The sequence below is a fragment of the Micromonospora sp. NPDC023633 genome (genome assembly GCF_040640035.1).
GTDB lineage: Bacteria > Actinomycetota > Actinomycetes > Mycobacteriales > Micromonosporaceae > Micromonospora.
This window is the reverse complement of sequence record NZ_JBFABB010000031.1, coordinates 26,878-38,485: the sequence shown is the minus strand read 5'-3', so window position 1 is coordinate 38,485 and position 11,608 is coordinate 26,878. Positions and strand designations below refer to the sequence as shown.

Below are 11,608 nucleotides of genomic sequence, written 5' to 3'. Positions count from 1 at the left end.
GCCGCATGTCACCGCAGGCTTACTGGCTGGCTTGCTAGGCTGTGAGACGTGACCAAGGCTGTGAAGCGGGCGTTTATGTTCCGCTTCTACCCGAGCCCCGAGCAGGCTTCCGAGCTTGCCCGCACGTTCGGGTGCGTCCGGCTGGTCTACAACATGGCGTTGCAGGCCCGCACCGAGGCGTGGGCCCTGCGCCAAGAACGGGTGAACTACAACGCGACGTCGTCGATGCTGACCGCGTGGAAGAAAACCGACGACCTGGCGTTCCTCAACGAGGTGTCGTCCGTGCCGTTGCAGCAGACCCTGCGGCACCTGCAAGTCGCGTTCACCAACTTCTTCGCCAAACGAGCCCGGTACCCGAGCTTCAAGAGCAAGAAGAAGTCGCGCCGGTCGGCGGAGTACACCACCAGCGGGTTCCGCTACCGCGACGGCCGGCTCACCCTGGCGAAGATGGCCGAGCCCCTGAACATTGTGTGGTCCCGGCCGCTTCCCGAGGGCGCGAAGCCGTCCACGGTGACCGTGTCGCAGGACGCGGCCGGTCGCTGGTTCGTGTCGCTGCTGTGCGACGACCGGATCGAGCAGGCTCCGGCGCCGAGCCCGGCCGTCGGGGTCGATGCCGGCCTGGACAGCCTGCTCACGCTGTCCACCGGCGAGAAAGTCGTCAACCCGAAGCACGAACGCCGCGATCGGGCCGCGCTCGCCCGCGCCCAACGGAACCTGTCCAAGAAGGAGAAGGGCTCCGCGAACCGGGCCAAGGCCCGACTCAAGGTCGCCCGCGTGCACGCCCGGATCACCGACCGCAGGCGGGACTACCTGCACAAGTTGACCACTCGGCTCGTTCGTGAGAACCAAACGATCGTCGTCGAGGACCTGACCGTGCGCAACATGGTCAAAATTCGCAGCCTGGCCCGCGCCGTCAGCGACGCGGCTTGGCGGCAGTTCCGCACCCTGCTCGAATACAAGGCCGACTGGCACGGCCGCAACCTCGTTGTTGTGGACCGCTGGTTCCCGTCGTCCAAGCTGTGCTCGGCGTGCGGTGCGCTCGCTGAGCGGATGCCGTTGAACGTCCGGTCGTGGACCTGCCGGTGCGGCACTGTCCACGACCGCGACGTCAACGCGGCCCGCAACATTCTCGCGGAGGGGCTCTCCGTGATTGCCTGTGGAGGCGGTGTAAGACCCCAACGGACGAACGTCCGGACGGGGCGGCCGTCGGTGAAGCAGGAAACCCAGCGGGCGACCGCTGGAATCCCCCGCCTCTAGGTATGGGGAGGAAGTCAAGTCGCACTCCTCGGCAGGCGGCGGCTGTGGTCAGCCTACTCAACCGCCCGCGGGCCGGCAGGGCACCGGCGCGTCCAGCCCCGACCAGAGCCGCCCCGACCTGCCGCCGCACCCGGGGCGGGACTTTGACCGGCGTTGCCACACTCGTGGCGCGGACGGTCCGCCGAGGCCCAGGGAGGCTGCGATCGTGCAAGAAGATCGACGACTGCTGTCAGGCCTGGTCCGCAGAACGCTATGGGGCGCCGTGGCGCTGGCGGTGCTGCTCGGCGGGGCGACGCTGGCCGGGCCGGCGCCCGCCGCGGCGGAGCCCCTGCCGGATCCCAACCCCACGGTGACGGCCACGGTGTGGGCGCACTCCCCGACCACGACCGAGTACCGGATCACCGGCGGCTACAGCGCGCACTCCGGCGACGGCGACGTCGTGGTGCGGCGCACCGGCGCCGGGGCGTACACGGTGATCCTGGAGGGGGCGGCGACCAGCGGCGGGGTGGCGCACGCGGTCGCGTACGGCGGCGGGCCGGTCTTCTGCACGGTGGCGAGCTGGTACCGCAGCCCGATCGGCGCGCCCGACCTGCTGATCCAGGTGCGCTGCTTCGCCGCGACCGGCAGCCCCGTGGACAGCCGCTTCGTGGCCACCTTCACCAACGTCCGGCAGGTCGGCCAGGGCCGGCTGGCGTGGTTCGTCACCGACCAGGCGCAGCCGACCGGCGTACGCACGCTGCCCGCCGCCTACCGGTACGACTCGACCGGCGGGACGGTCTCCTACGAGCGCCTCGGCACCGGGCGGTACCGCTTCCTGATGAACCCGAACCCGGCCAGCGAGGGCGGGGCGACCTTCCCGATGTCGCACGTGACCGCGCTGGGCAGCGCCGCCGTGCACTGCCAGCTCGATCCGCCGGACGGGTGGGTGGTGCACTGCGCTAACGCCGCCGGCAACCCGGTGGACGCCCGCTTCGTGGTCACCTACGGCTCCCGGGTGGACCTGCTGGGCCAGGCGTTCGGGCCGCGCTTCGCCAGCGGCGTGTTCTACGGCGAGGACGTCCGCGACACCTGGATCGGCGGCGAGAGCTACAACTCGACGATCCCGGGCTTCGGCGGTGCGGCGGGCACGGTGGTGGGCACCGGCCGCTACCAGGTGCGCTTCGCCGGCACCGGGACCGGCTACGGCACCGCCTTCGTGAACTCCTTCGTGACCAGTCTCCAGCGTCCGCCGCGCGGCTACTGCGTACTGGCCGGCTGGTTCCCGTCCGGGGCCGACACCGTGGTCTCGGTCAACTGCTACGCCTGGCTGGGCGTGCCGGCCAACCTGAACGCGCGGATCTCGTACACCACCTGGCCGGCCGCCTGACCCGGCTGCCCGGCCGGCCTTCCCCGCCGGCCGGGCCCGGTCACGGGGCGGGCAGCTCGGGGCCGCCGTCGAGCAGGGGGGCCAGCAGGTCGCCCTGCTTCTCCACCCGCCTGAGCACCTCCCCCGCCGTGTACGGCTTGGTCGCCGGCCGCTTCCCCGCCGCGCCCGCCTCGACCTCGTCCCAGGTCAGCGGGGTGGAGACGGACGGCACGGACTGCGCCCGCAGCGAGTACGGCGACACCGTCGTCTTCGCGGCGTTGTTCTGGCTCCAGTCGATGAAGACCTTGCCGGGCCGCAGGTTCTTCGCCATCTTCGACACGACCAGCTTCGGGTGCGCCCGCTCCAGCTCCTGCGCGATCCGCTTCGCGTAGTCGGACACGAGATCGGAGGACTGCGTGCCGGCGATCGGGCAGCAGAGCTGCATGCCCTTCTTCCCGGACGTCTTCGGATAGCTGTCGATCCCGTCGTCGGCGAGCCGGTCGCGCATCAGCAGCGCCACCTGGCAGCACTGGCGCAGCGCCGCCGGCGGCCCGGGATCCAGGTCGACGACCATCATGTCGGGGTGCTCGCCGACCTTCCACTGCGGCGTGTGCAGCTCCAGCGCGGCGAGGTTGGCCAGCCACACCAGCGTGGGCAGGTCGTCGGCGACCACGTAGTCGATGGTCTCCCGACCCTTGCTGGACCCGGGCGCGGGCAGCGTCTCGGTGCGCACCCAGCCGGGGGTGGCGGCCGGGGCGTTCTTCTCGAAGAACGAGCCCCCGGTGACCCCGTTGGGGAAGCGGATCCGGGTGAGCGCCCGGTCGGCCAGGTGCGGCAGGAGCACCGGGGCGATGCGGGTGTAGTAGTCGATCACCTCGCCCTTGGTGAACCCGGCGTCGGGATAGAGCACCTTGTCCAGGTTGGACAGCTCCAGCGCGCGCCCCTCGACCTCCACCCGGAGCCGCTCACCCGGCATCGTCGACCTCCTCCGCGGGCTTGTCCGGCCGCAGCCGGAGCACCCGGGGGAACCGCAGTCGCCCGTCCGGGGTGCGCTGGCCGTACTTCACCTCCACCACGACCAGGGGTGTTACCCAGATCGCGCCCCGGGCATCCTCGCGCGGCACGTCCCCGGCGAACGGCGACGCGCCGCTGCGCAGCGGCTCCAGCTCGCGGAGCAGCTCGCGCTCGATGGCCGCGCCGATGCCGCCGCCGACGCGCCCCCGGTAGGTGAGCCGCCCGTCCGGGCGCGGCACCCCGACCAGCAGGCCGCCGATCCTGCGCGCCCCGGGCCGCCAGCCGCCGACCACGAAGTCGCCGGTGACCTCCAGCTTGACCTTGACCCAGTCCGGCGAGCGCACGCCCGGCCGGTAGACCGAGTCGACCCGCTTGGCCATCACCCCCTCCAGGCCGTGCTCGCCGGCCGCCTCGTAGGTGGCCAGGCCGTCGCCGAAGACCGGCGACACCGCCCACCGGGCGCCACCGAGCGCCAGGCCGTCCAGGGCGTCGCGCCGGCGGGCGTACGACCAGCCGGTCAGGTCCTCGCCGTCGAGCCGGAGCAGGTCGAAGATCATGTACGTCACCGGGGCGACCGCCGCCAGCCGGGCGGCCTTGTTGCGGTCGCGGACGTGCATCCGCTCCGCCAGGGCCGTGAACGAGGGCTGGCCGGTCTCGCCGAGCAGCACCACCTCGCCGTCGAGCAGCGCGTCGCCCGCCTGCTCGGGCAGGGTGGCCAGCTCGGGGTACGCGACGGTGATCTCCACGCCGCTGCGGGCGTACAGGTGCTGCCGGCCGCCGGAGATGTCGGCCAGCGCGCGGACGCCGTCCCACTTGAACTCGTACGCCCAGCCGGCACCCGCCGGGAGCTGCCCGGTCATCGCGAGCATCGGCTTGAGCGGCGCGCCGGGCACGTTCCGACTGTACTTGCGCACGGAAGCGCTCGCGTGGCCTTCGATCATTTGCGATCCTGGGCTGTACCGGCGAGAGGAGCACGGGGATGCGGGCCATCTGGAAGGGAGCCGTCTCGTTCGGGCTCGTCTCGATCGGGGTCAAGCTCTACTCGGCCACCGAGGAGAAGGACATCCGCTTCCACCAGGTGCACCGGGAGGACGGCGGGCGCATCCGCTACAAGCGCACCTGCCAGGTCTGCGGCGAGGAGGTCACCTACGACGACATCGCCAAGGGCTACGACATCGGCGGCGGCGAGATGGTGATCCTCACCGACGAGGACTTCGCCGAGCTGCCGCTGTCCAGCTCGCGCGCGATCGACGTGCTGGAGTTCGTCCCCGCCGAGCAGGTCGACCCGATCCTCTACAACAAGGCGTACTTCCTGGAGCCGGAGGGCACCGCCACCAAGCCGTACGTGCTGCTGCGCGACGCGCTCGCCGACTCGGAGCGGGTGGCGATCGTCAAGGTGGCGCTGCGCCAGCGGGAGCAGCTCGCCACGCTGCGGGTCCGCGAGGGCGTGCTGCTGCTCAACACCATGCTCTGGCCGGACGAGATCCGGAAACCCGACTTCGGCTTCCTCGACGAGGACCTGAAGGTCCGCCCGCCCGAGCTGGCCATGGCCAGCTCGCTGATCGACTCGATGGCCGGCGAGTTCGAGCCGGACGCCTTCACCGACGACTACCGGGCCGCCCTCCAGGAGGTCATCGACGCCAAGGTGGAGGGCCGCGAGGTGGTCCAGCCGGAGGAGGTCGAGGAGGCCCCGGCCGCGGCGGTGGACCTGATGGCGGCCCTGAAGGCGTCCGTCGAGCGCGCCCGCTCCGCCCGGGGCGAGGCGCCGGCCGGCGGCGGCGGGGAGCCGACCCCGATCTCGGCCGCCCGCTCGGCGCAGAAGAAGGCCGCCGAGAAGAAGGCGGCGAAGGCCCCGGCCAAGAAGGCCGCCGAGAAGAAGGCCGCGCCCAAGAAGACCGCCGCGAAGAAGGCCGCGCCGAAGAAGGCCGAGGGCGAGAAGAAGCCGGCGGCGAAGAAGGCCGCCCCGAAGAAGGCCGCCCGCAAGACCGCCTGACCCCGCCGGGCCGCGTCCCCCGCCGGCCGACGCGCGTCCGGCCGGTCGAGAAGCCTGCCGTCCCCGGCGTCCGCCTTGGACACCCACGCGCCGAGGTTGCCTTGACGCCGGCGACAAGGTCTAGCGTCGATCGCATCGGACGAGGGAGGTCGGATGCTGATCGGTGAGCTGGCGGAGCGCGCCGGCACGAGCACCCGGACCCTGCGCTACTACGAGACGCACGGCCTGGTCCGGGCGGCCCGCTCGGCCAACGGGTACCGGGTCTACGACGAGGCGGAACTGCACGTCGTACGCGAGATCCGGGCGCTGCTCGCGGTGGGCTTCGGCCTGGAGGACATCCGCCCGTTCGTCGCCTGCCTCCGGGCCGGCAACGCCTCCGGTCACGTCTGCCCCGACTCGGTGGCCGTGCTGCGGCGCAAGCTCGCCGAGGTCGACGCCGGCATCGACCGGCTGCACGCGGTCCGCCGGGAGTTGCGCGACCAACTCGCCCACGCCATCACCCACCGGGAGGAAACATGCTCGAGACTGCGCCGGACGGCTCGCTGACCGTCGTCACCGACGACACCTTCGCCACCGTGGTGCTCGCCGCCGACCGGCCGGTGGTGGTCGACTTCTGGGCGGACTGGTGCCCGCCGTGCCGGGCCATCTCCCGCAGCCTCGCGGAACTCGCCGCGGAGTTCGCCGGGCGGATGGTCGTCGCCACGATCGACACCGACGCCAACCCGGCGGCCACCCGCACCTACTCGGTGATGTCCCTGCCCACCCTCCTGGTCTTCCGCGACGGAAAGGTGGTCGGCTCGATCGTCGGCTCCCGCCCGAAGCACCACCTGCGCCAGGCCCTGGCCCGGCATCTGGAGGGCTGAGCCGCCGACCGGCACGGTGCGGCCTCGCCCGGCGAGGCCCGCCGCGGGTACGCTCCGCCGGCCCCCGCCGCGAGAGGAACCCCATGCCGTACACCCCCGACCTGGACCGGCTGCTGACGCCCGGCGCCCGCTTCGCCGACGAGCACGCCACGTACGTCATGGAGGTGCACCCGGTGGGCGACGTCGTGCTGCCGACGGGGCAGGTGGTCGGCTGCGACCCGGTGGCCTGCCCCGAGGACGAACCGTTCACGGTCGGGGTGGCCCCCGGCCGCTACCCGGCGCGGGCGTGGGTCGCGGTGGTGCGCGGCGAGGACGCCGAGGCGGACCGGCGGGTGGCCGCCCTCGAACTGGTGGTGCACGACGAGCCGGCGGTCCGCTGGGAGATGGCGCTGGTCGGCGACCAGGACGTCTCGACCCTCAAGCCCGACGGTTGGTTCGGCTACGGGGTGGACACCGGCATCGGCACCCTGGCCGACCCGACCGCGCTGGCCGCCCTCGAGGCGTGGGACGAGGACGCGGTGACGGACGTCTTCGTCGCGGACGAGCCGGCGGGCGGGCCGGTGCCGGGGCACGTCGCCGCGGTGCTCGACGAGGCGACCGGGGCCAATGTGGTGACGGTCTGGTCCGGCTGGGGCGACGGCTGCTACGGCACCTGGATCGGGCGGGCCGCCGACGGCCGGGTCACCTCGTTCGTGACCGACTTCATGGTGGTGCCGGGGCCGGCGTGACCCGTGCGGCGGGAGCGGCCACAGTCGAGGCGGCGCGGTGGGCGGCCGGGCGGGTACCGTGTGCGTCGGCTTTCCCCCGGCACTCCGATGCCGGCCACCACCTTCGCAGCAGGGAGTCGACGCCGTGAGCGAGCGTACGCAGAACCGGTCCCAGAAGTCGGAGCGGCGGCTGGCCGCCCAGTTGGCCGCACAGAAGGCGGCCGAGGCGAAGCGCCGCCGGCAGGCCTGGGCCGGCGGGCTCGCCGGGGTCGCCGTCGTCGCGGTGCTGATCACCGTCTTCGTGACGATCGGGCGCAACAGCGACGGCGACAAGGACCAGACGGCCAGCGCCCCGTCGGCGGCCCCGTCCGCCAGCGCCCCCGCCGCCGACGCGCCCCCCGCCCCGCAGCTCCCGCAGGGGGCGGACCCGGCCCTGGGCAGCAAGCCGACCGTAACCGCCGGCAAGGGCGAGCTGAAGAAGCTCACCGTGACCCCGCTGATCAAGGGCACCGGCCCGGCGGTGCAGAAGGGCCAGACGATCACCACGAACTACGTCGGCGTCTTCTACAAGGACGGCAAGGAGTTCGACTCGTCGTGGAGCGGCGGCCAGCCGGCGACCTTCGCCATCGGCGTCGGCCAGGTCATCCCGGGTTGGGACCAGGGCCTCGTCGGGGTGACCGTCGGCAGCCGCGTCCAGCTCGACCTCCCGACCGAGCTGGCGTACGGCAAGAACCCCCCCGCCGGCGCACCGGCCGGCCCGCTGCGCTTCGTGGTGGACGTGCTCGCGGCCCAGTGACCCGCGAACCGGCCCGGTCGACCTCGTGACCGGGCCGTTGCCCCGCGATAGCGGCCCGGTTCGCCCGGGATGTCGCCCGCCGTTGATGTAGTAGCCCACACAGGGCTTCCGGCCCCTCAGCCACCGGCAGTAGGTTCAGCGTCACCCCGGGCGGTCCGGCCGTCCGGGGTGATGACCGGACCGGACGCGGAGGTGCACGTGACGGCGCTGGACGACGCGGGGCGGACCGCCCGGGTGTTGTGGACCCACTACGAGCCGGTCCACGCGATCACCTACTTCCACCCCCGCGCCCGGGCCGCCTTCGAGGCGGTCGGGCTGCGGGGCTTCTGGCGCGGCTACTTCGCCGGCCGGGCCGCGCCGCTGGGGCCCGCCGAGCCCGCGCCGGTGACCGCGGCGTTCTTCAACTTCGCCCCGCACACGGTGGCGCGGGCGCTGCCGGCCGTCTGGCGGCTGGCCACCCCGGAGGAGGCCCTGCGGGCGCGGCTCACGGGCGCGGTGCAGGCGCTGGCCGAGCTGACCTACGAGCTGCCCGAGTCGCACCTGGTCGAGGCGGCCGAACTGCTGGAGGCCGCCGCCGCCGAGGCGGAGCCCGCCGGCCGGGTGCTGGGCGCCGCCAACGCCGCCCTGCCGCGCGGCGAGTACCCGCTGGCCCGGCTCTGGCAGGCCGCCACCACGCTGCGCGAGCAGCGCGGCGACGGGCACATCGCCGCGCTGGTCGCGGCCGACCTCGACCCGGTGGAGACGCTGGCCTGGCGGGTCGCGGTCGACATCTCCCCGCTGAACCTGCTCGGGCGCGGCTGGTCGGAGGAGCAGTGGGCCGCCGCCCGCGCCCGGCTGGCCGAGCGGGGCTGGCTCACCCCGGACGGGGAGCCGACCGAGCAGGGCCGGTCCCGCTTCCAGGCGATCGAGGACGCCACCGACGCCGCCGCCGCCCGCCCGTGGCGGACGCTGGGCCCGGAGCGCACCGAACGGCTGCGGGAGCTGCTCGAACCGATCGCCCGCGCCGCCCACACCGTCATCCCCGAGGGCAACCCCATCGGCCTGCCCGCGCTGCGCAGCTGACCCCCCGGCCGGCGACGCGGACGCCCGCCCGTTGGGGCAGGATGGGTTCGTGGCGGATGCGGTGATCTTCGACCTGGACGGCGTGATCGTGGACTCCGAGCCGGTCTGGGAGGAGGTCCGGCGGGCGCACGTCGCGGCGCACGGCGGGACCTGGCAGCCCGACACCCAGCGCCGGCTGATGGGCATGAGCACCGGCGAGTGGTCCCGCTACCTCAGCGGGGAGCTGGGCGTCGACCGGAGCGCCGAGCAGGTCGCCGCCGAGGTGGTCGAGGAGATGACCCGGCGGTACGCGGCCCGCGTACCGCTGATCGACGGGGCCGACGAGGTCGTGCGCCGGCTGGCCGAGCGGTGGCCGCTGGGGCTGGCCAGTTCGTCGCCGACCCGGCTGATCGCGGCGGCGCTGGCCGCGACGGACCTGACCGGGGCGTTCGGCGCCACGCTGTCGACGGAGGAGACCGAGCGGGGCAAGCCGGCGCCGGACGTCTACCTGGCGGTCGCCGAGCGGCTGGGCGTCGACCCGGCCCGCTGCGTCGCCGTGGAGGATTCGTCCAACGGCGTCCGGTCGGCCGCCGCCGCCCGGATGACGGTGGTGGCGGTGCCGCACGGGGCGTACCCGCTGGACCCGGACGCCGAGCGGCTCGCGGCGCTGGTGCTCGACTCGGTCGGGGAGTTGACGCCGGAGACCGTCCACCGGCTCGGGTAGAGCCTCCGTCGCGGCTCCCCGGAGAAGGGGGGCTCAGCCGGGGCGGGCGGCCACGTCGAGCAGCGGCGTCGGCGTGTCGACCCGGGTGACCTCCCCGACGGCCCAGCCGGCGGCGGTCAGCCGGTCGCCGAGCCGGCCCACGAGCGTGTCGAGCCGGGCGGCGTGCGGGGGCTCGTAGACCAGGTGCAGCACGCCGTCGGGGGCAAGCAGGCCGGCGAGGCGGCGGAACTCGGCCGTGGGCGACCTGGTCCAGAACAGGTTCACGTTGACCGCGAGGATCCGGTCGAAGCGTTCCTCGAATGATTCCAGGGTGGACAGGTCGGCGTGCCGGAACACGGCCCGGCCGGCGGTCACCTCTGCGGCGTTGCGCCGGGCGGCCGTGCGCAGCGCCGCCGCGGACCGGTCGACCGCGACGACCCGGGCGACGCCCGGCACGGCGCAGATGAGCGCGACGGCGACGCCGTTGCCGCAGCCGATCTCCAGCACCCGATGGCCGGCGCGCAACTGGAGCCGGCCCACCGCCCAGCGCAACCGCTCCGGCACCGGACTGGTCGCCACCAGGCCAGCCTAGCGACGCGGACCCCGCCGGACCGCCCGGATCCGGCCCGCCCGTCGCCGGAGTCCGCCGCGGCGTACCGCGCTGGCCCCCGGCCCGTCCCGTCCGGACCGCCGACCTGCGCGGACTGCCGGGTTGTCCGGTTCGCGCCCGGTCGGTGCCGGCATGAGCAGGGATCCGCCGGGTACCGCAGCCGACAGCGCCCCGGCCGGGGCCGCCGGGTGAGGAGACGGGGATGAAGGCGATCGTGTACGAGCGCACCGGCGACGCCTCGGTGCTGCAACTGGTCGACCGGCCGGTGCCGGAGCCCGGCCCCGGCGAGGTCCTGGTGCGGGTGGCCGTGTCGGGGGTGAACCCGACGGACTGGAAGGCGCGCCGGCAGGGCCTGCTGCCGGACGGCTGGCAGACGCCCGGGCAGGACGGCGCGGGGGTGATCGAGGCAGTCGGCGAGGGCGTCGACCGGGAGCTGATCGGTGAGCGGGTCTGGCTGTGGGAGGCCGCGTGGCAACGGCCGTGGGGCACCGCCGCCGAGTACACGGTGGTGCCGGTGCGGCAGGCGGTGCCCCTCGGCGACGCCTCCTTCGACCTGGGAGCCTGCCTGGGCATCCCCTTCCTCACCGCGCACCGCTGCCTGACCGCCGGCGAGTACACGCCGGACAGGCTGCACGCGGGCGCGCTCAGCGACCACACGGTGCTCGTGCAGGGCGGGGCGGGCGCGGTCGGCAACGCGGCCATCCAGCTCGCCCGGTGGGCGGACGCCTGCGTGGTCGCCACGGTCAGCAGCCCGGAGAAGGCGCAGCTGGCGGCGGCGGCCGGCGCGTCCTTCGTGGTCGACTACCGGGAGCAGGACGTGGTCGAGGAGGTCCGCAAGATCGCGCCCGACGGGGTGCACACGATCGTCGAGGTCTCCCCGGCGCGCAACGCCGCCGCCGACGTCCAGCTGCTCCGGCGCGGCGGCGCGGTCTGCGTCTACGCCGACGACGGCGGGGACGAGGTGACCCTGCCGATCCGGCCGCTGATGGCGCCGAACGCGCGGTTCCAGTTCGTGCTCGTCTACACCGAGCCGAAGGCGGCCAAGGCCCAGGCGGTGGTGGACGTGGCCGCCGCGGCGGCGCAGGGCGGGATCGGGGTGGGCGAGGCCGCGGGGCTGCCGCTGCACCACCACCCGCTCTCGGCGGCCGGCGCGGCGCACCAGGCGGTGGAGAACGCGGTCGTCGGGAAGGTGCTGATCACCACCAGCGGGGAGGGGTGACGGCCGCAACCCGGAGGCGGGCCCGGGACGAGGGCCGCCGAAACCCCTCCGAGCCCGGCG

At 74.1% G+C, this 11,608-nt stretch carries 13 protein-coding genes; 10 read left to right on the top strand and 3 right to left on the bottom strand.

Annotated elements, in window-relative coordinates:
• Nucleotides 1-48: 48 nt before the first annotated feature.
• Both AB0G13_RS12685 and AB0G13_RS12680 read left to right on the top strand, forming a co-directional pair.
• Complete coding sequence (locus AB0G13_RS12685) at nucleotides 49-1,257, top strand: RNA-guided endonuclease TnpB family protein (RefSeq protein ID WP_357872863.1); 1,209 nt, start codon at nucleotides 49-51, stop codon at nucleotides 1,255-1,257.
• A 262-nt stretch (nucleotides 1,258-1,519) separates the two neighbouring features.
• Nucleotides 1,520-2,623: a hypothetical protein gene (locus AB0G13_RS12680; RefSeq protein ID WP_357872861.1), complete on the top strand. Its 1,104-nt coding sequence runs from the start codon at nucleotides 1,520-1,522 to the stop codon at nucleotides 2,621-2,623.
• Nucleotides 2,624-2,663: 40 nt separating this feature from the next.
• Here AB0G13_RS12680 and ligD (AB0G13_RS12675) read toward each other — a convergent pair whose 3' ends face one another.
• Together ligD (AB0G13_RS12675) and ligD (AB0G13_RS12670) are read right to left on the bottom strand one after the other, a co-directional pair.
• The gene (gene ligD, locus AB0G13_RS12675; RefSeq protein ID WP_357872858.1) at nucleotides 2,664-3,578 is read right to left on the bottom strand and encodes a non-homologous end-joining DNA ligase; all 915 of its coding nucleotides are present in this window, start codon (nucleotides 3,576-3,578) and stop codon (nucleotides 2,664-2,666) included.
• Nucleotides 3,568-4,509 carry a non-homologous end-joining DNA ligase gene (gene ligD / locus AB0G13_RS12670; RefSeq protein WP_357872855.1) on the bottom strand — a complete coding sequence of 314 codons (942 nt, stop codon included), beginning with the start codon at nucleotides 4,507-4,509 and terminating at the stop codon, nucleotides 3,568-3,570. The genes ligD (AB0G13_RS12675) and ligD (AB0G13_RS12670) overlap by 11 nt, the downstream gene beginning before the upstream one ends.
• An 86-nt stretch (nucleotides 4,510-4,595) precedes the next feature.
• Here ligD (AB0G13_RS12670) and AB0G13_RS12665 point away from each other — a divergent pair, with 86 nt between their 5' ends.
• From AB0G13_RS12665 to AB0G13_RS12635, 7 genes are all read left to right on the top strand, one after another.
• Nucleotides 4,596-5,609, top strand: coding sequence for a Ku protein (locus tag AB0G13_RS12665; protein WP_357872852.1), 1,014 nt, complete (start codon nucleotides 4,596-4,598; stop codon nucleotides 5,607-5,609).
• 153 nt (nucleotides 5,610-5,762) lie between these two features.
• Nucleotides 5,763-6,155, top strand: a complete 393-nt coding sequence (locus tag AB0G13_RS12660; protein ID WP_357872849.1) for a MerR family transcriptional regulator — start codon at nucleotides 5,763-5,765, stop codon at nucleotides 6,153-6,155.
• The gene (gene trxA, locus AB0G13_RS12655; protein WP_357872846.1) at nucleotides 6,125-6,472 is read left to right on the top strand and encodes a thioredoxin; all 348 of its coding nucleotides are present in this window, start codon (nucleotides 6,125-6,127) and stop codon (nucleotides 6,470-6,472) included. The genes AB0G13_RS12660 and trxA overlap by 31 nt, the downstream gene beginning before the upstream one ends.
• Before the next feature lie 83 nt (nucleotides 6,473-6,555).
• Nucleotides 6,556-7,200: a DUF4241 domain-containing protein gene (locus AB0G13_RS12650; protein WP_357872844.1), complete on the top strand. Its 645-nt coding sequence runs from the start codon at nucleotides 6,556-6,558 to the stop codon at nucleotides 7,198-7,200.
• A gap of 124 nt (nucleotides 7,201-7,324) precedes the next feature.
• Entirely contained in the window at nucleotides 7,325-7,975 is a 651-nt protein-coding gene (locus tag AB0G13_RS12645; RefSeq protein ID WP_357872841.1) for an FKBP-type peptidyl-prolyl cis-trans isomerase, read from the top strand.
• Between the two features lie 171 nt (nucleotides 7,976-8,146).
• Nucleotides 8,147-9,037: a hypothetical protein gene (locus AB0G13_RS12640; protein WP_357872839.1), complete on the top strand. Its 891-nt coding sequence runs from the start codon at nucleotides 8,147-8,149 to the stop codon at nucleotides 9,035-9,037.
• 49 nt (nucleotides 9,038-9,086) lie between these two features.
• On the top strand, nucleotides 9,087-9,740 hold the full coding sequence (locus tag AB0G13_RS12635; protein ID WP_357872836.1) for an HAD family phosphatase: 654 nt from the start codon (nucleotides 9,087-9,089) through the stop codon (nucleotides 9,738-9,740).
• A 33-nt stretch (nucleotides 9,741-9,773) separates the two neighbouring features.
• Here AB0G13_RS12635 and AB0G13_RS12630 read toward each other — a convergent pair whose 3' ends face one another.
• The gene (locus tag AB0G13_RS12630) at nucleotides 9,774-10,298 is read right to left on the bottom strand and encodes a class I SAM-dependent methyltransferase (RefSeq protein ID WP_357872833.1); all 525 of its coding nucleotides are present in this window, start codon (nucleotides 10,296-10,298) and stop codon (nucleotides 9,774-9,776) included.
• Nucleotides 10,299-10,531: 233 nt separating this feature from the next.
• On the opposite strand from AB0G13_RS12630, the gene AB0G13_RS12625 reads away from it, so the two are divergent.
• Complete coding sequence (locus AB0G13_RS12625) at nucleotides 10,532-11,548, top strand: NADPH:quinone reductase (protein ID WP_357872830.1); 1,017 nt, start codon at nucleotides 10,532-10,534, stop codon at nucleotides 11,546-11,548.
• Nucleotides 11,549-11,608: the final 60 nt, after the last annotated feature.